The 25,256-nt window shown below is 63.6% G+C and carries 13 protein-coding genes and 1 pseudogene; 9 read left to right on the top strand and 5 right to left on the bottom strand.

Annotation, left to right across the window (positions count from 1 at the left end; translation table 11 throughout):
- Window positions 1-31 precede the first annotated feature (31 nt).
- Both FJV43_RS01605 and FJV43_RS01600 read right to left on the bottom strand, forming a co-directional pair.
- Window positions 32-481, bottom strand: coding sequence for a hypothetical protein (locus FJV43_RS01605; RefSeq protein WP_239624134.1), 450 nt, complete (start codon window positions 479-481; stop codon window positions 32-34).
- Between the two features lie 1,161 nt (window positions 482-1,642).
- Complete coding sequence (locus FJV43_RS01600) at window positions 1,643-2,422, bottom strand: IclR family transcriptional regulator (protein ID WP_239624132.1); 780 nt, start codon at window positions 2,420-2,422, stop codon at window positions 1,643-1,645.
- Window positions 2,423-2,603: 181 nt separating this feature from the next.
- Between FJV43_RS01600 and FJV43_RS01595 the strand changes: the two genes are divergently transcribed.
- The 8 genes from FJV43_RS01595 (at window position 2,604) to FJV43_RS01560 (ending at window position 12,247) form a co-directional block, all read left to right on the top strand.
- Complete coding sequence (locus FJV43_RS01595; RefSeq protein WP_239624129.1) at window positions 2,604-3,755, top strand: ABC transporter substrate-binding protein; 1,152 nt, start codon at window positions 2,604-2,606, stop codon at window positions 3,753-3,755.
- Window positions 3,756-3,821: 66 nt separating this feature from the next.
- Window positions 3,822-4,697: a branched-chain amino acid ABC transporter permease gene (locus FJV43_RS01590; protein WP_239624128.1), complete on the top strand. Its 876-nt coding sequence runs from the start codon at window positions 3,822-3,824 to the stop codon at window positions 4,695-4,697.
- A 4-nt stretch (window positions 4,698-4,701) separates the two neighbouring features.
- Window positions 4,702-5,682 carry a branched-chain amino acid ABC transporter permease gene (locus tag FJV43_RS01585; protein ID WP_239624126.1) on the top strand — a complete coding sequence of 327 codons (981 nt, stop codon included), beginning with the start codon at window positions 4,702-4,704 and terminating at the stop codon, window positions 5,680-5,682.
- Entirely contained in the window at window positions 5,679-6,416 is a 738-nt protein-coding gene (locus tag FJV43_RS01580; protein ID WP_239624125.1) for an ABC transporter ATP-binding protein, read from the top strand. The genes FJV43_RS01585 and FJV43_RS01580 overlap by 4 nt, the downstream gene beginning before the upstream one ends.
- A complete protein-coding gene (locus tag FJV43_RS01575; RefSeq protein ID WP_239629807.1) occupies window positions 6,403-7,110 on the top strand; it encodes an ABC transporter ATP-binding protein in 708 nt (235 codons plus the stop codon). Before FJV43_RS01580 ends, FJV43_RS01575 begins: the two co-directional genes overlap by 14 nt.
- 21 nt (window positions 7,111-7,131) lie before the next feature.
- Complete coding sequence (locus FJV43_RS01570) at window positions 7,132-8,448, top strand: aspartate aminotransferase family protein (RefSeq protein WP_239624123.1); 1,317 nt, start codon at window positions 7,132-7,134, stop codon at window positions 8,446-8,448.
- Window positions 8,449-8,532: 84 nt separating this feature from the next.
- A complete protein-coding gene (locus tag FJV43_RS01565; protein WP_239624121.1) occupies window positions 8,533-10,197 on the top strand; it encodes a hydantoinase B/oxoprolinase family protein in 1,665 nt (554 codons plus the stop codon).
- 7 nt (window positions 10,198-10,204) lie between these two features.
- Complete coding sequence (locus FJV43_RS01560; protein ID WP_239624118.1) at window positions 10,205-12,247, top strand: hydantoinase/oxoprolinase family protein; 2,043 nt, start codon at window positions 10,205-10,207, stop codon at window positions 12,245-12,247.
- Between the two features lie 247 nt (window positions 12,248-12,494).
- Here the strand turns inward: FJV43_RS01560 and FJV43_RS01555 are convergent, their stop codons facing one another.
- A complete protein-coding gene (locus tag FJV43_RS01555; RefSeq protein ID WP_239624116.1) occupies window positions 12,495-13,817 on the bottom strand; it encodes an HlyD family type I secretion periplasmic adaptor subunit in 1,323 nt (440 codons plus the stop codon).
- A gap of 10 nt (window positions 13,818-13,827) precedes the next feature.
- Window positions 13,828-15,606, bottom strand: a complete 1,779-nt coding sequence (locus tag FJV43_RS01550) for a type I secretion system permease/ATPase (RefSeq protein WP_239624114.1) — start codon at window positions 15,604-15,606, stop codon at window positions 13,828-13,830.
- Between the two features lie 501 nt (window positions 15,607-16,107).
- Here FJV43_RS01550 and FJV43_RS01545 point away from each other — a divergent pair.
- Window positions 16,108-24,429, top strand: a complete 8,322-nt coding sequence (locus FJV43_RS01545) for an ExeM/NucH family extracellular endonuclease (protein WP_239624112.1) — start codon at window positions 16,108-16,110, stop codon at window positions 24,427-24,429.
- Window positions 24,430-24,614: 185 nt separating this feature from the next.
- Here the strand turns inward: FJV43_RS01545 and FJV43_RS01540 are convergent.
- Window positions 24,615-25,070, bottom strand: a pseudogene (locus FJV43_RS01540) (chromate transporter); the annotation flags it as partial.
- Window positions 25,071-25,256: the final 186 nt, after the last annotated feature.

Here is a 25,256-nt window from a genome sequence, read left to right as displayed (position 1 = left end):
GCCGGACGGCACCTCAGAGACGCTGAAGCCTCTATACTGGGTTGCCAAAAACATTGACGCGAGCGTTGTTGAGGAGCTGTTGAAGGTTCAAATGAAGAAAATACCGCAGGCAAGGTAAGGGTGTAGCGAGGATCCTGAGGTCCCTCAAATTCCAGAAGCGATTTGGGGCCCAGCCATTTCCGTCGGCGATGTAGGTCATGTAGTTCTTCGGCGGCCGATTGTTGAGCTCGAACGCGATGGGCGCCCCCTGTGTTGACCAATTCTGAGCGTCCCAATAATCCCGCGCGGAGAGGTCGTCGTAACGCCAATGGAAATGCGCGAACCCGTTGCGAAGCGTCCGCAACAGCGAGGTGATGTTGGATGGTATCGTCGGTGGACACTTTTTCCAATCCACCTGGGCCTGTAATCCAGAATGAGCCATCGGCGCCTTGACCGGAATCTCCTTCGACGATTTGCCGGAAGTCCTCGCGAAGATTGGCATCTCCGGCCAGAGCCGCTGCGAAATCCAACCGTGTGGAGTGGTCTTTGAAGGCCTGATCAATCTCGCCGAAAAGCGAGGCAAGTATCGTCAGATCAGACATGACGGAATTGTCAGGGTAGATGAACCCAGCGCCCGGGGTACTTGGCACGGTTCTAGACAGCTTCTGTGTGAACGCGAAATATGCGTTGAACTTCGGACGGGCCGAGGTCTCAAGGATGTCGAGACTCTCGCGTGGCAAGTGAGACAGTGCAGGGTGGCATGGGTGCAAGATTCGCTATTGGACGGCCAGAGGACATCGGGATCAGACACTGTCGGACGGAAGCTTAGTCAAAGCGAGCGACCACTCGGGCAGGGCTGCAGGCGCGGAGAAGGGTCTTGGAACCATCTTAGAGCGCCACCCCTTCAAAGGCACTTTTGGGTTCGAAATGAACCTTATACCTTGGCTGATCCTTGCAACCCCTTGAAATCGCAACAAATGCGTGCGCCCTCCGAGCGCACCATAGGCCCACGATAGACCCACGATTGTCCTTGAAATCGTTTAGCTTTTTTTGGGTGTTGCCCGGGGATGTTATCACTCTGTTCCCGCCCGGCATTCGCACACTGTTCGCTTCGGTCCCCGCAAAAGGTCGTCGTGTGACCGGCTCTGATCGAATGCGACGATCTTCTCCATGCTGCCGAGGCCGAGCTTCTCTCGATTCGCCTGGGCGATGCAGTGGCGCCGGCATTTTCGGATCGGTCCAGCCGAACATGGCCATCATCTGGCTCTCGGTGCATATCCAGGTCGGCTGAGCGTACCAACTCGTCAAACTCGTTGGCCATCGTCGCACCTCTGAGTTTGGGCGGGAGCGCGGCAAGGCGGTCTCGTCCCCGATGGGGAGCCGGGGCAGCGGAGTGATGTTCTAGTGTAGGCGCTTGCTGGGGAAGACCTACTTCACTGGAAGAGGCCAGTGCCAGGCGCCCCGTTCAATCGCTTCAAGGGCGTGGAGGGCTGGAGTCGGTCAAGGGTCAATCGCCTCGGCTCGCCCGTGCGGCCGTGACGTCCGACAAAGGTCGTTGAGCAGATGTCCTCAGCGACGTTGGTCGAAGGTCTCGAAGGGCCAGCAGCCGACAACTGGCGCCAGGCGAGCGCGTTGCCCTCCAATTCGAGCCGATGGCGACGTCTCAACGCCGACTATTTACAACCATTCCTCGGGAGAGCGCCTTCGAGAGAGCCGCTGCAGTGTCCCGCAGAGCAGCAAGTCGATCCTCCATCTGCTTGTTCATGATACGCTCAAGCGGCCCGGTCATGCCGACCGATTGCAGAACTGAGCCATCTGAAAGCACAATGGGGACCGCGAGCGCTGCAAGCCCTTCGTCGATCTCCCCGACACAGGTAGCGTAACCCAGTTTTCTGACCTTTGCGAACTCCTGTTCAATCCACTTTCGGTTGGTGTGTGAATTGACGGTCGGCTTAGGAAGCTCATTTGAGAGAGCTTCAGCGACCAGCTCCTTGCTCTGAAATGCCATGATGGCCTTGCCCGTCGCAGCTGCATTCACGGGCATCTCGATTCCCGGCTGAACATATCCGCGCCACCTCACATCGGGCGAATATGAAACGGCTACCAGTACGCGCGCCCCGACCAGGCGTGCGAGATAGCAAGTCTCGGTGGACGCCTCCGTCAAGGCATGAATATGGGGACCGGCAAGCGATGCGTACCAGCCGTCGTCGGCGCTCGCATGCAGGAGGCGCGTCAGCCTGTCGCCGACTGAGTAGGTACGTCCGGCTTCTCGTTCGACCGCCAGTCCCGATCGAACCAGCCCCTTCAGCAGTCGATGTGCGGTTGTCTTGGGGAGTTCGAGGATCGATGAGACGTCGGCGAGCGTGATCGCGCCAGGGAAGGCGGCAATCAATTCGAGCACGTCGATGTACCGAGCCAGCGGGCCGGGCGAATTGTCATCCATGCGCATGTGATCCGATCAATTTTTGTGCGGCGCAAGCAAAAATGAACGGCTTGACACCCGGCGAGGAGGCCGTCTACCGTTTCGTTATTCGGGATTATGTTCCGGAAAACGGAACGTCTGTCAAGCCTCGTGAAGCTCCATTGGGCGTGATGGACAAGGTTATTTCAGTCCAGGAGACGACATGAAGATCACGCGGAAGGCCTTTCTCAGTTTGATGATGGGAGCAGGAATGCTGCCGTTGGTCGGTGCGGCTCAAGCGCAGCAGGGTGGGCCCATCTTGATCGGCGCGACTGTGCCGATGACGGGGCCGCTTTCGCTGACGGGAAAGCAGTACCAGAACTCTCTTTCGATGGCCGAAGAGGACATCAACAAGGCAGGGGGCATCAACGGTCGTCAGATCAAGATTGTGTTTGAGGACACGCAGGCGTCCAACGGCACCGCGGTCAACGCATTCGTAAAGCTGGCTCAGGAGACCAAGCCCGCATTCTTCTTTCTGTCGAGCTACTCCACGCAGAATCTTGCGACCGCGCCCGAGCTTGGCAAAGTGCAAGTGCCTGCGATGTATGCGGGCGGTGCCGATGTTGTGGCTGAAAACGGAAATGAATGGATGTTTCGCATCCGTCCCGCTGACAGCGTTTCGGCCGAAGGAATGGTGAAGGCTGCGGTCGACGTCATCAAGGCGAAGAAACCCGGGATTCTCTATATCCAGAACGACTTCGGCCAGGGCGGTGCGCAGACGGCCGCCAAGCGCTTCGAGGCTGCAGGCGTCTCGGTCGCCGGCATGGAAGCCTATGGTCAGAACGACAAGGACTTCTCCGCGCAGCTCCTTAGTCTGCGTAACAAGGGCGCGGATGCCATTTTGATCTTCAACTATCCGCAAGACGGCGCGCTGGTACTTCGCCAGGCCAAGCAGCTCGGCTTCAAGATGCCGCTCGTCACGTCCTCTGCTGCGCTGGTACCCGCGGCGACACAGCTTCTTTCCCCCGCAGATCTCGAGGGTGTCTGGGGGGTGGTCGATGCTTTCATGGATGTCGGTGTCGGTGGCCGGATGAAGGATTACGTAGAGCGCTTCAAGGCGAAGTTCGGAGTTGATCCAGATCCATACGGGCTTGCGTACTATGACGGCGCGATGCTGATGGCCGACGGCATGCGCAAGGTCGGGACCGATCCGAAAGCGCTGCGCGAATGGCTGTCCTCGGTCAAGGGCTGGCAGGGCATTGGACATATCTATTCGTACGACAGCAAAGGCAACGGCGTACGCGACCTCGCTGTCGTGAAGGCGAAGCCGGGCACCAAGACCTTGGAGCTCGTGCAGCCTGTCACGCTCAACTAGTCATTCGCAAGGAAGTGGTCTGCGGTTCGGCACGCCGACCGCAGACCGGGATCGTGTAGGAACGTCATGGCGGACTTCGTCCAGCTTCTAGTCAACGGACTGGCGATCGGCAGCGTCTATGCGCTCGCCGCGATCGGCTTCGTGATCGTCTACTCCGCTACCGGAGTGGTCAATTTCGCGGCTGGTCAATTCGTCATGTTCGGAACGTTCGCCGGCGTTGCGACGCTTATTAGCGCTCAGCTTCCCTGGCCAGTTGCGTATGGCGCGGCGCTCATCATCATGGCACTGTTCGGGGCCTTGTTTTTTGTCTCGGTCTACCTGCCTTTACGACGTGGGTCGATCGTGACGATCATCATCGGGACCGTCGCGATCAGCATCACGATGCAGAACGCTGCGTTGCTCTCTTTTGGATCGTGGCCGTTCCGCCTGCCGTCTCCCGTCGAAGACAGCGCGGTCTCACTTGGCGGCGCGATCATTTCCACGCACGCGCTTGGCGTGGTCGCTGTGACCGCCGTGATGGTCGCCGGATTATGGCTTCTCTTCAACCGCACCTCGGCTGGCGTGGGGATGCGAGCCGTCGCGCAGGATGTGCACGCCGCCAAGTTGATGGGCCTTAAAGTCAACCGCCTGCTGGCGTTATCGTGGATCCTCGCGGCAGTACTCGCAGGGGTGGCGGGACTAATGCTCGGACCAATGTGGTTCGCGGACGTCAATATGGGCGACCCCATCGCATTGAAAGCCTTCGCCGCCACCATCATCGGCGGCTTTGGCAGTCTGCCGGGGGCCATCGTGGGCGGCCTGTTCGTTGGCCTGACCGAGGTCCTCGGCGCATCCTACGTCTCGTCTGCGTACAAGGACCTGATCTCGTTCGGCATGATGATCGCTTTCTTGCTGGTGCGTCCGCAAGGCGTGTTCGGCGAGAAGATTCAGGATCGAGGCTGACAGCATGGCGATACGTATTCCCCTGCAGATCGCCGCAGCGATCATTGTGCTTGGCGGCCTGTCCGGTATCGTTTTGCCGGAATATCATCTTCGCTTGCTGAACCTGTCACTGATCTCCGCAGTAGCGGTGATCGGGCTCAACTTTGCCTTTGGCTACGCCGGTTTGATCTCGCTAGGCCATGCGGCCTTTGTCGGCATGGGCGGCTATGGCTTGGCCATCCTAACCACCACTTGCGGATGGTCACCGTGGCTCGCTGCGCCGGTGGCGATCGCGGCGACAGCCGTCTCTGCCGGCCTGATTGGGTACCCATTGCTTCGCTTGCGCGGGCACTACCTGGCGTTGGCGACGCTCGGCCTCAACGTGTCGTTCTATATCGTGACGTCCAATTGGATTGCGATGACAGGGGGGACTAACGGGATCGCGCGGATCCCGGCATTGGTGCTTGGCTCGCTCAGCTTCTCCGGGGAGCATCAATTCCTGTGGCTTGCACTTATAGTCCTCGCGCTGATCGCCGCAGCGGCGGCCGCGTTGCACAAGTCCCGTCTCGGCCGCGAGATGATGGCTGTGCGTGATGATGAGATCGCGTCCGAGATGACCGGAATCGATACGACGCGGATCAAGATTGCAGCATTTGTGCTCTCCGCGGTCTGCGCCGCCGTTGCCGGATGCCTGTTCGCCCTGCACGTGCGCTTCGTCGCGCCCGAGGATTTCACCTACGCGCATTCGATCACATACCTCGCCATGTTGATCGTCGGCGGGGAAGGCACGATCGTCGGTGCTATCCTCGGAGCGGTGTTGCTGACGTTTCTGCCGGAATGGTTGCGCTTTCTCGGTACCGCCTACCTCTTCTTCTTCGGCCTGCTGGTGCTTGGCATTCTGGTGTTTCTGCCCACAGGCCTCGTTGGCCTCGGCCAACGCCTGGGCCGCCGGTCGGCGAGACGTCCGGTCTTCGCGTCTGCTCGTGCTCCGGAGACGGTGCCATGAATGCCTTGGAAGCACGGAGCATTCACAAGCGCTATGGCGGCCTGGCTGCGTTGGCGGACGTGAATCTGACCGTCAAGAAGGGGCAGTTCGTCGCGGTCATCGGGCCCAACGGCGCCGGCAAATCCACTCTGCTGAATGTTCTGACTGGCCTGGCGATGCCAGATGAAGGGCAGGTGTTTCTCGATGGTCAGGCGATTACGCGCATGGCCACCAACAAACGCATTCGCGCCGGCCTCGGCCGTACGTTTCAGCACGGGCGGGTGTTCGCGCGCCTCAGCGTACTGGAAAACGTGATGACGGGTGCGGCGATACGTGGCGACCTGAGCGAGTCCGGCCTCCGCGACGCTTCGATGGAGATCATCGAGCAAATGGGGTTGGCGGACGAGGCGCACGAAGCCATTGGGTCGCTCTCGTACGGTCGGCGCCGAATGGTGGAGCTCTCACGTGCGTTGGCCTGCCGGCCGCACGTCCTCTTGCTGGACGAGCCGGCGGCCGGCCTCAATTCCGGCGAGGTCGACCAATTCATTGATCGCCTGGCGGAGTTGCGGGCGGCGCGCGGACTGGCCGTGGTGTTGATCGAACACAATATGGGGATGGTCATGCGGCTCGCCGAGCGCATCTTCGTTCTCAATTTTGGTTGCAAGATCGCCGAGGGAACTCCAGCGGAGATTCAAGCAGATCCGGCCGTGCTGTCTGCTTATCTGGGCGAAGGATATGCTCATGCTGTCGTGTAACGATCTCGTGGTCGCGCATGGCGATATCGTAGCGCTGCAGGGAGTGAGCCTCCAGGTCGAAGCTGGCGAAACGGTCGCACTGATCGGTGCCAATGGCGCCGGCAAGACGACCTTGCTACATGCGATCTCCGGCCTTAACCGGGTCTCGTCGGGAGACATCAGATTCGAGGAGCGCTCGATCGCCGGATGGCCCACCGATCAACGCGTTTCCGCTGGAATTGCGCAGGCGCCCGAAGGCCGAAGGATATTTCCCGGATTGTCGGTCGAGGAGAACCTGACCCTCGCGACCGTCAGCTGGCGTCGTTGGAGGCAGTCGATTGCGGCCGATCTCGATCGCGTCTTTGGATTGTTTCCGCGCCTTAAGGAGCGCCGACGACAGCTGGGATGGTCATTGTCGGGAGGAGAGCAGCAAATGCTCGCGATCGGACGTGCTCTGATGGCTCGCCCCAAGTTGCTGTTGCTCGACGAGCCATCGCTCGGCTTGGCGCCGCGGCTCGCCGAAGAGGTTTACGAACAAGTCAGGTGCATTGGCGAGACCGGTCTGACCATCCTGGTCGTGGAGCAGAACACGGTGCTCGCGCTCTCGGTCGCCGATCGCGCCTATGTGCTGGAGACAGGGCGGATTGTGCTCGAAGGACCAGCAGACGAACTCAAGCACAATGCGCGCGTGCGCGAAGCTTATCTGGGCCGTTGAACCCGGAATCAAGGAGGCAAGATGTATCCCGCCAATCATTCTCAATCGCGAGATCTCTATCAGCGGGCGCTGAAGAGCCTGCCGGGTGGCAATACGCGCACCACAGTCTACATGAAGCCGTTTCCGATCTACGCAGCTTCAGGCGCCGGCTGCCGGGTCCGGGACGTCGATGGCAATGAATATATCGACTGCATCAACAACTTCACGTCTCTGATCCATGGCCACGCTCATCCCGCATTGATCGAGGCGGCGACCAAGCAGCTCGCGCTGGGCTCGGCCTTTGGCATGCCGACGGAGTCCGAAGTCGAGCTCGCCGAATTGCTGGCAGCAAGGCTTCCATCGGTAGACCATGTCCGTTTCTGCAATTCGGGCACGGAGGCGGTGATGATGGCGCTGAAGGCTGCCCGCGCCTACACGGGTCGTCCGAAGATCGCCAAGTGCGAGGGGGCTTATCACGGCTCCTATGACTACGCTGAAGTCAGCCTCGACCCGACACCGGCGGCTTGGGGAGGCAACACCCCGGTATCGGTAGCCTATGCCAAAGGCACGCCCGACAACGTGCTCGCGGACGTCGTGACCATTCCGTTCAACGACGTCGAAGCGGCCGTGAGCTTGATCCGCGAGCATGGTCCCGAACTCGCTTGTGTACTCGTTGATCCGATGCCGAACCGAGCAGGTCTGGTTCCGGCGGACAGAGCCTACGTGGAAGCGCTCCGTCAGGTCACGCGGGAAGTCGGCGTGCTGCTTATATTCGACGAAGTCATCACGTTCCGTCTCGGCTATGAGGGTGCACAAGGGCTTTGGGGGATCGATCCGGACCTGACGACGCTCGGCAAGATCATCGGCGGCGGCTTCCCGGTCGGCGCAATCGCCGGCGGCAAGAAGTTCATGTCGGTGTTCGATCCATCTTCCGGCAAGCCGGCGCTCCCGCACGGTGGCACGTTCTCGGCCAATCCCGTCACCATGCGTGCCGGTCTTGCCGCGATGAAGCTGCTCGATACAGCAGCCTATTCACGCCTCGATAGGATCGGCACCACGGTCCGCGACGGTATCAATGCGGCATTCCGCAAGACTGGCGTTGCCGGGACCGCAGTCGGATTGGGCTCGCTTCTCAAGATTCATTTTACGGATCGCAACGTCCGGGACTATCGTTCAGCTTACTTGAGCGAGATGGAAGCGAAGCGCCAGGCCGTGTTCACCGCCGGGTTGCTCAATCGCGGGATTTTCGTCGCGAGCTATGGCCTGATGGCGCTGTCGTTGCCGATGACCGATGCTGACGTCGATACGATTGTGAAGGCGGCTGCGGAGTCCCTGGAGGAGGTCGCCGCGTTCGGCTGATCAGGCTCCTTGTACCGCGAACTGTTCCGACCGGCGCTCACCTGACGCCGGATTGAGATCCTCATTCCTACCAGCAGGCTTGCGATGACCTCCAAGATTGACCCTATCACCCGTTCCGTTGTCCAGCATCGTCTGAGTTCGATCGTGAACGAAATGGGTGAGGCGATGCTGCGTACATCCTACTCGCAGATCCTGAACTCCAGCCGTGACTTCTCGCTGGGGATCTGCGACGTGAATGGGCGGTTGATTGCGCAGGCGGACCATATTCCGGTTCATGTCGGCGCGCTGTCCTGGGCGACGCTTGCTATCGAGGAGCGCTTCAAGGACATCAAGCCCGGCGACGTTCTGCTGCTCAACGACCCCTATCATGGTGGCAGTCACTTGCCCGATCTGACCGCGTTCGTGCCGGTCTTCGACGGGGAGCGGAGGCTGTACTGGACCATCGTGCGCGCACACCAGAGCGATATCGGTGGGGCCACCCACGGCGGCTACAATCCGAGTGCGACCGACATTTGGCAGGAAGGATTGCGGGTGCCGCCGATCCGTCTTTATGAAGCGGGCAAACTTCGCGACGACCTGCTCGACATGCTGGCACTCAACGTGAGGAATCCTCGCGATTTCCGCGGAGATCTTGCTGCGATGATTGGTGCGGCGCATCTCGGCGAACGCCGGATCAGGCGGCTGCTCGACGAATTTGGTGGGCAGGTCGTCGAAGCGGCCGTCGAGGCAATTCTCGACGCCGCCGAACAACAGACGCGGGCAGTCCTATCGACGTGGCAGGACGGTACGTTTCATGGTGAAGCGTATCTCGACGACGATGGTCATGGCCGGAGCGATATCAGGATCGCCGCGAAAGTGACCAAGAAGGGATCCGACATCGAGATTGATCTTTCGGAGTCGGATCCTCAGTCGACGAGCTTTGTCAATTCGTCGCACGCCAACATGCAGGCTGCGGTCGTCATGGCTTTTGCCTATCTGATCGACGCGGATATTCCCAAGAATGCCGGCGCACTTCGGCCGCTGAAGGTCGTTGCCAGACAGGGCACGATCGTGTGGGCAGATCCCGGCCGTCCGGTCACGATGTGCACCAGCCATCCTTCGAATGAAATCGTGGAAGCTATCGTCAAGGCGCTTTCCCAGTCGTGTCCCGATCGTGCGATGGCCGGGTGGAGCCGCAGATTCCGCATCGCCATCCAAGGTGAGAATCCGCGGACAGGACGCAATTTTATCTGGCATTTGTTTCAGGCCAGGCCCGGAGGAGGGGCGTCGTCGGCCGGCGATGGTTGGTCATCGATTGGTGAGTGGCATACGGTCGGGGGCATCAAATTCGGCAGCATCGAAGTCGACGAAGCCCGGTTTCCGCTCTATTTCCGGCATCACGAATTCCGTCCGGACTCCGGCGGAGACGGCAAGTTTCGTGGCGGCCTGGGCGTATCGTTGGATCTCGTCGTGGAAACGGCGAAGCCTGCGCGAGCGAACACGGCAGGCGAGGGCACGAAGCATGGAGCATGCGGGATGCTCGGCGGCCGCGATGGGCTTCCACATCAGTACACCCTCGTGTCGCAAGGCCGGGCGCCGCGCGTGCTGCGCACGAAGGAGGTCGGCATCGAAGTCCGTCCCGGCGACTGCTTCGAGGTTCGCTCCTCGGGGGGCGGAGGATGGGGCCCCCCTGGTCAACGGTCAGCTCAAGCGCGCGAAGCCGACCTGATGCAGGGCCTTACGACGAACTCACAACGATTTAACGGATAGCCTGAAGATGTTTACCATCGGAATCGATGTTGGCGGTACGTACACCGACCTCGTCGCGATCGACCGCGACGGCAACACCGTGTTCGCAAAATCGCCGACGACGCCGGCAGACCAGTCTTTAGGCGTCATGAATGGACTTGAGGAACTCGCAAGCCGGCTGAAGATGCCGCGAGCGGAGATGCTCGCTGCGACGGACCGCCTGGTGCACGGGACAACCGTCGCGACGAACGCATTGCTCGAGCGGAAGGGGGCAAGGGTCGCGCTTCTCACGACGGAAGGCCATCGTGACGTCATCGAAATGCGCGAGGGCCTGAAGGAAGATCGCTACAATCTCCGCATCGCACCGCCGTCTCCCCTGGTACCGCGCCAACTGCGCTTCGGTGTACGCGAGCGCGTTAGGCCGGACGGCGAAGTGCTGATCCCACTCGATCAAGACTCCCTCGGTGAGGCGATCTCGGCGATCCGCGCCGCCGGAGCAAGCTCCGTGGCTGTGTGCTTCCTGCATGCCTACCGTAATCCGGCGCACGAAATTGCGACCGTCGAACAACTGAAGCGCGAACTTCCGGAACTCGATGTCTCTCGATCGAGCGATGTGTTGCCGCAGATCAAGGAGTATGAACGCGTTTCAACGACGATCGTGAACGCCTACGTCGCTCCGGTGGTGCGGCGCTATCTGACCAATCTGGAAGCCCGGCTGAAAGATGCAGGGTTGGCCAGCAGCCTTTTCATCATTCTTTCGCATGGTGGGATGGCCCCACTCGAGGAAGCCGCGCGGCTCGCTGCTGGCACCGTACTTTCCGGCCCCGCCGGCGGCATCTCGGGAGCCCGGCGCTGTGCGGAGCTGCTCGGAATTCCCGATCTTGTGCCGTTCGACATGGGCGGGACCAGTACCGACATCTCGCTGATTGCAGATGGACGCGCGTCGCTGTCGGCCGAGGGAGGGCTTGCCGGTCAACGCATCGCGCTCAGGAGCCTCGACATTGCGAGCATCGCCGCCGGTGGAGGCTCGATTGCCACTCTGGACGCGGGTGGTACGCTCCGCGTCGGGCCAGAAAGCGCAGGGTCCGTGCCGGGGCCCGCGTGCTACGGCAACGGCGGTATCGAGCCGACGGTGACAGATGCCAATGTTGTTCTCGGATATCTGGACGCCTCAGCGTTCATGGGCGGAAAGCGGCCGCTCGATCGCGCTGCCGCAGAAGCGGCAGTCGATCGGCTCGCGAAAGCGCTCGAGCTATCCCGGGACGATGCGGCGGCTGGAATCTATCGAATGGTCAATCTGCGCATGGCGGATGGTATCCGTCTGATGACCTTGCGACGCGGCGTCGACCCACGCCGCTTCGCGCTGCTCAGCTTCGGCGGCGCTGCCGGTCTGCATGCGGCCGAAGTTGCGCGTGAACTTGAAATCAAGCGCGTCATCGTGCCGACGGCGGCTTCGGTACTGTCCGCCTGGGGGATGTTGACCAGCGATCTGAGGTACGAGGTGAGCAGTACGCATTACAGCGCCGGCCAACGGATTACGGCCCAGGAGGTCAGGACCATCTTCGCTGACCTCGAAAGAGAAGCTACGGGCCGTCTGAGGTCGTGGTTTGGCGGCGATGTGGCTGTCGAACGTTCCGCCGAGATGCGCTACGGCGAGCAGATCTTCCAGATTGACGTCCCGCTAAACGATCTCGATTGGGATTCGGAGAACATCGTCGATCGGATAGAGGAGCGCTTCCATCGTCGCCATGAAGAACTGTACACCTACTCGTCGCCGGATCAGGAAGCGGTATTCGTCAATGCGCGGGTCGCTGCCATAGGCGCTGTCCCGAGCGTCGGACAAATCGCGCGTGGGCGGAAGACCGTAGCGCCGTGCAAACCAAAAGGACGTCGGAAAGCATTCTTCGGCGAATGGCGAGAAGTAGAAGTATTCGCGGCGGATCAACTTCGTCCAGGCAACAGGATCGAAGGTCCGGCAATTGTGGAAGCTGAGACGACGACCGTCCTGATTGGTGACGGCGATCAGATCGAGGTCAATGATCTGGGATGGCTCGACATCAGGCTCAGGTGATTGAATGATGAGGCCGCTCGGCGTTTGGGCGCCACTCCGTCAATTTGGTCCGGCCTGAACTGCTGACGTGCCGAGCGCGACCGCGATCTTCGCCTTAGGGCCGGCCAGAAGCAGACTCAGGCAACATCAGCTCACCACGCCTGCTCGCCTGGCGAGGATCCGCAGATCTGACGCCTTCGAAAGTCGGGATATCGTGCTGGCGGCAATGCGGACGCATGCTGGACAACAATGGCGATGGGGACTTGGACTATTTCTGCCGCAGGGCGCGGGCGAGCTGATCTTCCAGAGGCTTGCGCAGGTAGGCGAGCGCCGTCCGTACGCCGTTCTGGATGAAGGCTTCAACCGGCATGCCGGGCACCAGCGCCTTGCCGTCGAGCTTGGCGAGTTCGCTCGCGTCGAGGCTGATGCGGGCGACGTAGTAAGCCGCGCCGGATTGCGGGTCTTTGGTCAGGTCGGCCGCGATCCGCGTCAGCGTGCCGTCGAGCTCGGGGGTCACCGCGGCGTCGAACGCGCTGAAGCGGAGCTTGGCGGATTGCCCGACCTTGAGCCGGTCGATCATTTGCGGATCGACCCGGGCCTCGACCACAAGTGAATCCTTCGGCACGATGAGCATCAGCTGTTCGCCCGCGGTGATCACGCCACCGACGGTGAAGACCGATTTCTGGTGGATCAGACCGTCCTGCGGCGCGCGCAATACCACGCGATCGAGCTGGTCCATCGCGGCAATGCGGCGTTCTCCGAGATCGGCAAGCTTGGTCTCGACGTCGCGCAGTTCGGTCGCGACTTCGCGGCGCTGGTCCTGGACCAGCTGGATGATCTGCAGTTCGGTTTCGGTGATCCGGCCCTTGGCGCGCGCGATCTCGGCGATCAGCTGGCCTTCCTCGCCGGTCAGACGGGAAGCCTCGCGCTCGAGCGCAGTGAGGCGCGCATAGGGCACCAGGCGCTTTTCGTACAGCTGGCGGACGCCCTCCAGCTCAGTGTCGATCCAGCGGATCTGTTCGCGCTTCGACGCGATCTGCGCCTCCAGGCCGCGGATTTCGTCCGCGATCTGCGCCCTGCGTTCGCGCAGCTGCGATTGCTGGCCGCTGATCGCCTCGCGCCGCCGGGCGAAGAGCGTGGTCTCGCCCTCGATCATCTCCGCGATCGCGGCGACGGCGCCGCGTGCGGCGATCTCGCCGGGCAGCACCACCGCGTCGCGGCCGTTCTGCTCGGACTGCAGCCGGGCACGACGCACCCCAAGCTGGTTGAGCTGGTTTTCGATCAGCGCAAGGTTGGCGCGCGACAGCGTCTCGTCGAGGCGGACCAGCACGTCGCCGGTCCGAACCTGATCGCCGTCGTTGACGTAGATGTCGGCGACCACGCCACCGGTCGGGTGCTGAACCCGGCGGACGTTGCTGTCGACCACCACCTGTGCGGGCGCGATCACGGCGCTGGCGAGCGGCGCGGTCATCGCCCAAACGCCGGCGGTGGACACCACGATCGCCAGCGTGCCGATTCCGAGTCCGGTGGCGCGTCGGATATCGCGAAACGGATCGTTGCGGCGAGCTTCGGGCGTGGAGGGTGCGGTCATATGGAGGTCCTCAACTGGCGGCGGCGGCCGGAACCGAACGCGCATCGGGCACCGCCTGCAGCGCCGCGCCGCCCGGCGCCGGATGAGCGGCGAGCGATTTGCGCAGCACTTCGTCCTTCGGGCCGAATGCCTGCACCTGGCCGGTCGCCAGCGTCAGTACGAGATCGACCGCGGCGAGCGCCGCCGGTCGATGCGCGATGATGATGGCAATGCCGCCGCGAGCCCGGACACGCCGGATGGCGTCGGTCAGCGCCGCGTCGCCTTCGGCGTCCAGGCTGGCGTTCGGCTCGTCGAGCACCACCATGAACGGATCCTTGTAGAGCGCGCGCGCCAACGCGATCCGCTGCCGCTGGCCGCCCGACAGGGTGGCGCCGGCTTCGCCGATCCGCATCTCGAACCCCTTCGGCAGTTTCAGGATCATCTCGTAGGCGCCGGCGGCCTTCGCCGCGGCGATCACCGCCGCCTCGTCGATCTCCGGGTCGAAGCGTGCGATGTTCTCCGCCACCGTTCCGTCGAACAATTCGACGTCCTGCGGCAGATAGCCGATCATGTCGCCACGAATTTCTGCCGGCCACTGGTCGAGGGTGGCGCTATCGAGGCGGATCTCGCCGCGTGCGATCGGCCAGATCCCGACCAGCGCCCGCGCCAGCGTCGATTTGCCGGCGGCTGACGGGCCAATGATGCCGACCGCCTGGCCGGCTTCAAGTGCGAACGACGCGTTGTGCACGATCGCGGTGGTGCCGCCGGGGGCGGCGATCGTTACCTGCTCGACCGTGAGCCGATGGACGGCGCGTTCGGGCGCGACGTCGGGGTTCGGGGCGTCGCCGTCGCGCAGGGCGGCGCGGAGCCGTTGGCCCGCCTGTCGCGCGCCGAGGAACGGACGCCAGATGGAGATCGCCAGTTCCACCGGCGCGAGCGCGCGGCTGCCCATGATCGACGCGGCAATCATCACGCCGCCGCTGGCCTGCCCCTCGATCACCAGATAGGCGCCGAGGCCGAGCAGTGCCGATTGCAGCATGAAGCGCAGCGTCTTCGACAACGCGCCGAGCGATCCGGCGATATCGGCGTTGCGTTGCTGGGCGGCGACGAGATCGTCGTTGGCGGCCCCGATCCGGTCGATCAACCGCTGCTCCATCCCCAGCGCGGCCACGATTTCGGCGTTGCGCCGACCGGCTTCAAGCTGGACGCCGCGGATTGCGCCGGCACGCGACGCGTCCCGGGTCGGCGCCCGCGTCAGCACCTCGGTGAGCAGCGCGATCCCGAACAGCAGCACCGCGCCCACGACCAGCGTCCAGCCGAGATAAGGATGCAAGAGAAAGCAGCCGGCGAGATACAGCGGCATCCACGGCAAGTCGAACAAGGTCGTCGGGCCGAGCCCGGAAAGGAACGACCGGACCGAGTCCAGATCATGTGACAATTGCAGGCCGCGATTCGCGGCGCCGCCGCGTAGCGGCCCGCGCAGGATGTTGCAGACGACCGGTTGCCACAGCGCGGCGTGCAGTGCCGATCCGATCCGTGTCAGAATGCGCTGACGCAACAGATCGAACAGCCCTTGCATCGCATACGCGGCCGCCACCGCGATCGACAGCGCGATCAAGGTCGGAATGCTGTGCGATGGGATGACCCGGTCGTACACCTGCAGCATGTAGATCGAGCCGGTGAGCATCAGCAGATTGAGCACCGCCGAGAACAGTCCCACCGTCAGAAAGGCCGTTCTGCAGGAGGCGATCGCGGCCGACGCAAGATCGCCGGACGCGGGAGTCGACGTGGAGGACGTTGTTGCGGTCATATTACTCAATTCAAAACGACGTCGGACCGTCACGGTCGGATGCGGTCGGCGTTCGTTAGCGAGGTTCAACGTCAGGCGCATGACAAAGCTGCGCGTGCGCGATGACGGGGGCCGATGGCAACGAGGCCGCGACACCCTGCGACGAAACGCCGCCTTGGTTCGGAAGTTCGGCCGCGCGGGCCGCCAATCGAAACCTGGCGTGGTCACCTCTCGCGGCGGCTGATCGAGTTGTAGCGCGATGACTCATCGGCGATTGCTGCCGGCCGAGAGGTCGAGCGCGCCGCCTGTCGCAAGACGAGTCGTTGGTTCGCACGGTCTTCGGGGCTTTTCGTGTCGCGACTTCACCGGCCCGTTAAAAAGCAGTCACCGATCTGTTGTCGTCGGCGTTCTATCAACGCGCATTAACGATCCGTTAACCATCAACCGTCCGGACCGTGCCCTTACGCATGCCGTGAGGCGGCGATCCGCGACGTCTTTTCTCAAGCGCTGGAGTGGCGATACATGTCGACGACCCCTCATGTCCTGGCGAACGGCGATTTCCTGCAGGATTGGTCCAATACTGGCCTTATCACGACCAACGATGACTGGTCGGGGGTCGCATCGATCGTCGGCTATCTCGGCAACGATGTCGTTTCGGTCACCGGGGTGGACGCGCGTACGGCTACCGGATCGTCGTCAGGAGACGTCGACGTCGTCGCCAACCAGACCAACACCGCCATCACCAACGGCGGCGTGGCCGAATTCCAGATCGCCAACCCGACGGTGGCGCTGAACGGCTCAAACAGTGCGGATGCCCCCAGCCTCGTGATCCACCTCGACGCCACCGGCCGCAAGGATGTCCGGCTGAGCTTCAACGCACGCGACCTCGACGCCAGCACGGACGACTCGGCGCAGCAGGTCAACGTGCAGTACAGGCTCGGTTCGAGCGGGGCGTGGACCAACGTTCCAAGCGGTTACGCCGCCGACGTCACCACCGGCGGTGCCGCGACCCAGGTGACGCCCTTCGATCTGCTGCTGCCCGCCGACGTCGACGGCCGCAACGACATCCAGGTTCGCATTCTCACCACCAACGCCGTCGGCAATGACGAGTGGGTCGGTATCGACGACATCCGCGTCACCAGTTCGTCCGAATCGTCGATCGAAGCTCAGCACGTCGCCTTCGCGCCGGATTCGCTCACGGTGTCGCATGACGAAGGTAACAGCGCCCCGACCGTCTATCAGTTCACCGTCGAGCGCAGCGGCGGCACCACGGGCGACGTCGCGTTCTCGGGAACGATCGCTTCGGCGCAGACCGATGCGGCCGACTACGTCGGCGGCAAGCCGGTCAGCTTCAGCGGCATCATCGCGGCGGGAGAGACCTCCGCGGTCGTGACCGTCACCGTCGCCGGCGACACCGACAATGAGGCGAACGAGAGCTTCACGCTGACGCTGCAGGACGTTTCGAATTCGGCGGCCGTGACCACCACGATAGGCAGCGCCGCGACGGCGACCGGCACCATCGTCAACGACGACGTCGGCATTACCAAGATCAGCGCGATTCAGGGCAGCGGAGCCAGCAGCGCCATGGTCGGCCAGACTGTGACCGTCGAAGCCATCGTGGTCGGCGACTTCCAGAACGGCGATGCCGACGCCAACCGCAATCTCAACGGCTTCTATATCCAGGAGGAGACCACCGATTCCGACGGCAACGTGCTGACCTCGGAGGCGATATTCGTGTACGGCGGCGCCACCGACGTCCAGATCGGCGACCGGGTGCGCGTCACCGGCTCGATCAGCGAATATTTCGGTCTGACCGAGCTCACCGCCAGCAACATTTCGGTCGTCCAGGCCGGCGCGGTGGCCGACGTCGACGCGATGGCGGTGCAGATCGACCTGCCGTCGATGGGCACCACGCTGAGCCAGGACGGCGACTACCAGCCTGATCTTGAAGCCTATGAAGGCATGCTGGTCACGATTCCGCAGACCCTGACCGTCACCGAGCAGTACAATCTCGACCGGTTCAACGAGATCAAGCTGGCGGCGGGCGAACGGCCCGAACAGTTCACGCAGGAGAACGCGCCCGACGCCGCCGCCTACCAGGCGTATCTGGCCGAGCTCGGTGCCCGCACCATCACCTATGACGATGGCCTGAACGTCCAGAACGCCGCGATCAACAACCTCGACGGCTTCGATCCGAACGACGACACGTCCGCCACGCCGAACTACGGCACCGCCGACGCGGTCCGGATGGGTGACACCGTCACCGGCCTGACCGGCGTGCTCGACTACCAATGGGCCGGCAACTCCGCCTCGGGGGCGACCTGGCGGATCCGCTCGGTCGAGGACGGCGCCAACTCGTTCGGAGCCGGCGACAATCCGCGCACCGATGCGCCGGAAGACGTCGGCGGCCGCCTGAAGGTGGCGAGCTTCAACGTGCTGAACTACTTCACGACGCTGGACAATGGCGGCACCACCGCGATCGGCGAAGCGCCGCGCGGCGCCGACAACGCCGCGGAGTTCGCACGTCAGACCGAGAAGCTGGTCGCGACCATCCTCGACATGGACGTCGACGTGCTGGCGCTGACCGAGCTGGAGAACGACTTCTCCGCTGCATCCTCCGGCAACGCGATCAAGTATCTGGTCGAACAGCTCAATGCCGTGGCTGGGGCCGGTACCTATGCCTGGGTCGATCCCGGCCAGCAGTTCGTTGGCGGCGACGCCATCGCGGTCGGCTTCATCTATGACACCACCGCGGTGAAGATCGCCGACGGTACGACCATCGAGACCCTCAACGACGCCGACCTGCCCGGCCTCGGCCTCGGCGGCCTGCTCGGGCAGAGCACGGTCGGCGCGGTGTTCGACGGCGAGAACACCAGCCGCAACGCGATCGCGGTGACCTTCGAGGAGCTTGCGACCGGCGAAACCTTCACGGCGATCGCCAACCATCTCAAGTCCAAGAGCGGTACCGGCACCGGCGCCGATTCCGATCAGGGTGACGGCCAAGGCAACTGGCAGAACCAGCGCGAGCTGGCCGCCACCGCGCTGACCGCGTGGGCGGCGAGCGATCCGACCGGCTCGGGCGATCCAGACGTGATGCTGCTCGGCGACTTCAACGGCTACGCCAAGGAGCAGTCGACCGCGCTCATCGAGGGCGCCGGCTATGAGAATCTGCACGACCGCGAGGACGACGCTTATTCCTATGTGTTCGACGGCCAGACCGGCACGCTCGACTATGCCTTCGCCAATGCCAGCCTCGGCGCGCAGGTGTCCGGTGTGACCACCTGGCACATCAACGCCGACGAGGCTGACGCGCTCGACTACAACACCGACTACGGCCGCGACACCTCGATCTTCGACGGCGACTCCTCGATCCGGGTGTCCGACCACGATCCGGTGGTCGTGGGCCTCAATCTCGGGGAGCAGGAGCCGACCCCGGCTTACACGCTGCAAATCCTGCATGCATCGGACTTCGAGGCGGGCCTGAACGCAGTCGATCGCGCCGGCAACTTCGCGGCGATCGTCGACTATCTCGAGGAGACCTACGACAACTCGATCACGCTGTCGTCGGGCGACAATTTCATTCCCAGCCCGTTCTTCAGCGCCGGCAGCGACAGCTCGCTGAAGGAGGTCTACGAAACCGCGCTGGAGACCTATTACGGCCTCGCTGCCGGGACGCTGAACATCTCGCCCGGCTTCGGCACCGCCGACATGGCGATGCTGAACATCATCGGCGTGCAGGCCTCGGCGATCGGCAATCACGAATTCGACGCCGGCACCAAGGCGTTCGCCGACATCATCAAGCAGACCGCCGGCTATCCTGGCGCGCAGTTCCCGTACCTCGCGGCCAATCTGGACTTCTCGGCCGATGCCAATCTCGCCTCGGTCTACACCGGCACGATCCTGGATGCCGACGCCTACACCGGCTTCCCGCCGGAGGCCGGTATCGGCAAGAAGATCGCGCCGGCCACGGTCATCGAGGAGAACGGCGAAAAGATCGGCGTGATCGGCGCGACCACGCAGATCGTGCAGAGCATCTCCTCGACCGGCGGCGTCGAAGTGATCGGCGACAATGTCGATGACATGGCGGCGCTGGCGGCAATTCTGCAGCCGACGATCGACGGCCTGCTGGCCCAGGGCATCAACAAGATCATCCTGGTCAGCCATCTGCAGCAGCTCGCGCTCGAAAAGGCGCTGGCGCCCCTGCTGCACGGCGTCGACGTCATCGTCGCCGGCGGCTCGCACACGCTGCTGGCGGACGAGACCGACGCACTCCGTGCCGGCGACACCGCTGCCGACACCTATCCGATCGTCACCGCGAACGCCGACGGCAAAACCACGCTGATCGTCAACACCTCCGGCGAGTACTCCTATGTCGGACGGCTGGTGGTCGATTTCGATGCTGAAGGCAACGTGATCTACACCGCCAACACGGCGGTCAACGGCGCCTACGCCAGCACGGAAGAGGTGGTCACCTCGCTGTACAACGGCAACACCACGGTCGATGTCGACGATGACGGCGACGTAGATGCCGACGACGCCGATCCGTTTGCCGACGGCGGCCGCGGCGATCTGGTCAACGACATCGCCCAGGCGCTGGGCGGCATCATCGACGTGCAGGACGGCAACACTTTCGGCAAGACGGACGTCTATCTCGAGGGCCGCCGCAGCGAGGCTCGCACCGAGGAGACCAACCTCGGCGACCTCTCCGCCGATGCGAACCTGTGGTACGCCCAGAAGGTCGACCCGACCGTGCTGGTTTCGATCAAGAACGGCGGCGGCATCCGTGACTCGATCGGCTACGTCTATGCGGTCGGCGGCGAAGCGGTGGAGAGCCCGCCGCTGGCGAACACCAGCGTCGGCAAGGAAGCGGGCGAGGTGTCGCAGCTCGATATCGCCAACTCGCTGCGCTTCAACAACGCGCTGTCGATGGTCACGGTGACCGCGGATCAGCTGCTTGAGGTGCTCGAGCACGCGGTGGCGGCGACCACGGCGACCGCGACGCCCGGCCAGTTCGCCCAGGTCGGCGGCATCGCGTTCTCGTTCGACAAGGATCTGCCGGCCGGCAACCGCGTGCAGTCGGCAGCGCTGATCGATGACAACGGCAACCCGGTGCTGGCGCTGGTCGCGAACGGCGAACTGGTGGTCGATCCGGAGATGGCGATCCGGGTCGTGACCTTGAGCTTCCTGCTCACCGGCGGCGACGGCTATCCGTTCGCGAGCTTCATCGCGGCCAATCCCGCCTTTGCCAACGTCGTCAATCTGTCGCCAGACCTGGTTCCGGATGCGGGGCAGGAGGCGAACTTCGCCGCCGAAGGCACCGAGCAGGATGCCTTCGCCGAATACATGGCGGCGAACTACTCCGACACGCCCTACGACGTCGCCGATACCGATCGGGCGCACGACGAGCGCATCCAGAACCTCGACTATCGTCAGGACACGGTGCTCGAAACCGAGGCGCTGGTGCTGGTCGGCGACGACGGTGACAACGAACTCACCGGCGCGCTCGGTGACGACGTCCTCAACGGCCTCGGGGGCGACGACGTCCTCGCCGGGCTCGGCGGCGACGACCAGCTCGATGGCGGCGAAGGCGATGATACCCTGTCCGGCGGCGACGGCGACGACACGCTGCTTGGCGGTGCAGGCGATGACACGCTCGACGGTGGCGCTGACGACGACCGGCTGGCGGGCGGCGACGGTGACGACACCCTGACCGGCGGCGAAGGCGACGACGTCCTGGTCGGCGGCGAAGGCTATGACACCCTGCAAGGTGGCGACGGCAACGACGAGCTGGTGGCCGGCGCCGGCGACACTGCTGAAGCCGGTGAAGGCGACGACCTCATCATCGTCTCCACCGACGACCCCGCGCCGAGTTTGATCGACGGCGGCGCCGGCAACGACACCGTCAAGCTGATCGGCGGCGGCACGGCGGAACTGGTCGCCACGCTCAATGTCGAGAACCTGCTGGTGGCCGCAGGCGCCTGGTCGGTGGCCGGATCGGCATCGTACGACGGCGTGACGATCCAGGACGGCGCGACGCTGGCTTCGAGCCTCGTTGTGGACAACAACGACCGCGTCGCCATCGAGGCCGGCGGCGCGCTCTCGGTGTCCGGCAACGCGATCGTCTGGCAAGGCGGTGGCAACGCGGTCATCGACAATGCCGGCGAGATCTCAGGCTCGACCCGTGCGCTCACCACCACGGCGGGGGCGACCGGCTCGGTGACCCTCAACAACCAGGCCGGCGGCGTCGTCCGCGGCGCGCTGACCCCGGAACGGGCCGGTCACGCCGACGCGACCATCACCGTCAACAACGCCGGCTTGATCGAAGCGAACGGCCGCGTCATCGACTTCCGCACCTTCGACAACAGCGGCGCGTCGGCGGTGATCAACAACCTTGCCGGGGGCGTCATCCGCCAGCACGGCGGCGATACCGACGTGATCCGCCCGGGCACTGACGGCGTCGTCAACAACTGGGGGACGATCACGACGGATCCGACGTTCGTGGGCGGAGGCGATCTGATCGACTTCCAGAGCGACACCGGCGGCAAGGTCACCAACTATGCCGGCGGCTGGATGGAAGCTTCGCGTCATGCCGTAACCGGTGACAATGCCGTCACCGTCATCAACAGCGGCACGATGATCGGCCGCAACGGGTCCGCCGTGAACTTGGACACCGACGGGTCGCTCGCGCAGAAGGCGTTCATCACCAATCATGGGGTGATGGAAGGCCGCTCCGCCGAACTGGCCGACTCCGATGGCGACGCCATCGACGTCGACGGCTTGGTGCAGGTGCTGAACTATGGCCGAATTGCCGGCCTTGGTGCCGAGGGCTATCACGACGGCGAACCGAACGTGTCCGAAGCGATCGCGATCGGCGGCGGCGAGATCGTCAACAGCGCCACCGGCGAGATCTACGGTTACGGCCGGGCGATCCAGGTCGACAACTCCAGCAACAGCAACGCACTGGGGGCGACGACCATCGTCAATGACGGTCTGATCCAGGGCGACGGCCACGGACCGGAAGGGGTTTCGCCGGAGGACGCTGCCCGGTTCGACCTCCGCGGCAACGAGGCGATCAACCTCGTCGGCGACTACGAGGACTTCGTCGGCAACAACAGCACCGGCCGGATCGTCGGTGGCATCTCGATGGGCGGCGGCCGCGACACCCTGAACAACTCGGGGTCGATCGTTGCGACCGGCGGTTCGGCGATCGACATGGGCGCCGGCAACGACCAGGTCAACCTCTACGTCGGTGCCACGGTGACCGGCACGATCCTGCTCGGCGTCGGCGACGACGTCGCGCTCTCGACATCCGCGGGCGGCTTCGTCATCGATGGTGGCGATGGCAGCGACACCATCGCCATGGACTACACTTACGGCGGCGACGACGTGCTGTTCGGCGGCGCAGGCAACGACTACATCTATGCCGGCGCCGGCAATGACCAGGTCGATGGTGGTGCCGACAACGACACGTTGTACGGCAATGACGGCGGCGACCTGATCAAGGGCGCAGCCGGTGACGACATCATCGACGGCGGCGCCGGGACCGACACAGCGACCTTCTCCGGCGCGATTGCCGGATACGCGATGACGCTCAATGCCGACGGCTCGATCAACATCGCTGATCAGGTCGGCACCGACGGCACCGACACGCTCAGCAACATCGAGGAACTCGTCTTCGCCGACGGCACCTGGAAGCTGCGAATCGGAACCGGCGGCAGCGATACGATCGTTGGTGGCGTCGGCAACGATCTGGTTTTCGGCGGTGCCGGCAACGACACCTTCATCGGCGGCGCGGGTCTGGATCGGTACGACGGTGGCGACGGCGTCGACACCATCGACTACAGTCAGATCCTGTTCAAGCTGACGATCGACCTCGACTCCGGGCTGGCCTACTATCCGGGCTATCTCCCGGGCGCCGACCATCTCGCCGGGATCGAGAACGCGGTAGGCACGGCGTTTGGCGACACGCTGATCGGCTCGGCCGGAGCCAACACCCTGAACGGCGGCCTCGGCGACGACCTGCTGATCGGCGGTGCCGGTAACGACGTGCTGCTCGGCGGCTTCGGCGACGACGTGCTCCGAGGCGGTGCTGGTGACGACACCATCGACGGCGGCTGCGGTCAGGACGTGTTGGATCTGTCCGACGCCACCGGTGCAGTCACGATCAACCTGGCGTCCGGCATCGCGACCGGCGCAGGCATCGGCACCGACCACTTCAGCGGCATCGAGGGCTTCGTGCTCGGCGCCGGTGCAGACCATCTTACAGGCGGCAACGGCGCCGATATGTTCGATGGCGGAGCCGGCAACGATGTCATCGCCGGTGGTGCCGGCAATGACACGCTGCGCGGCGGCGACGGCGACGACGGCGTCGACGGTGGCTCCGGCAACGACGTGATCGAGGGTGGCCTCGGCAAGGACACGTTGAAGGGCGGCTCGGGTGTCGACGCCATCTCCGGCGGCGATGGCGACGACAACATCGATGGCGGCTCCGAGAACGACATGCTGAATGGTGGTGCCGGCAACGACACCATCAAGGGTGGCTCGGGTGCCGACATCCTCGCGGGCGATGCCGGCAACGACATCCTGTCCGGCGGCTCGGGTGCCGACGTGTTCATGTTCGCCGCCGACTTCGGCAAGGAGACCGTCACCGACTTCGCCACCACCGGTGCCTCGGCCGACGTGCTGCAATTCTCGAGCAGCCTGTTCTCCAACTTCGCCGAAGTGATGTCGCACACCACGCAGGTCGGCAACAACGTCGTCGTGACGCTCGATGCCGACAACACCGTGACGCTGGCCAATCTGCAGATGGCCTCGCTCGCGGCAGACGATTTCCGCTTCGTCTGATCCATCGCCGACTGAACCGAACCACGGAACGCAGCAGCGTTCCGTGGTTCTTCGCGAAACGCGCCGGCGTCGATGCTGGCGAAACAAGACGATAAGACCAAACTCGTAGCGTGAACTCAGACATGCGTCATCGCTATGCCCGCAGCGGCGCTGAAGGCGACGACGATGAGCGGAGGGGCGCGCCAGGCGAGCCCGCTGAGAACGATTGCGCCGATCTGGGCGATCGAAGCCGTGCTGAAGAGTATGATCAATGCCGCAATCACCGCGATCGACGCACGCTCCCGGTCGGGACAGAGGTTGCGCGCCATGCCCCAGACGGCCTGCGCCACGATGGCGACGGCGGTCAGCTTGAGCCCGTGGAGCAGGCCGGCGCCAACCGACCCGCTCAGTGCACCGGCGCCGTAGGCAAACAGGACGAGGATCACGGCCGAGGGCAGGGTGAATCCGGTCCAGGCTGCGAGCGCGCCCAGGTAGCCGGCCCGCATCAATCCAATCGAGAAGCCGGCCTGGCTGCTGGCCGGGCCCGGCAGGAATTGGCAAAGCCCGACCAGATCGGCGTAGGCGTGCTCGTCGATCCACTTCCGCCGCACCACGAACTCATCGCGGAAGTAGTGTCGCCCGATCGAGCGAACGGATCTCATTATCGCGGATGAATGGCGTTTGTTGGAACGCTGAATGAAATCACGCTGATCAGCGAGGTTGATGGCAATAAGCCCGACGAGTCCGGCGTGCTGAAAGGTATCGCCGAGCGGTATCGCAGCGCCGTACACGGCGTCGAGGTTCATCCGGCCGTTGATATGGACTGCAGGCCGTCCGCGCAATTGCTG

This window comes from Bradyrhizobium sp. I71 (assembly GCF_022354745.1).
Classification (GTDB): Bacteria; Pseudomonadota; Alphaproteobacteria; order Rhizobiales; family Xanthobacteraceae; genus Bradyrhizobium; species Bradyrhizobium liaoningense.
Note: the sequence above shows the minus strand (reverse complement) of the source record. Positions and strands in the feature narration are given on the sequence as shown.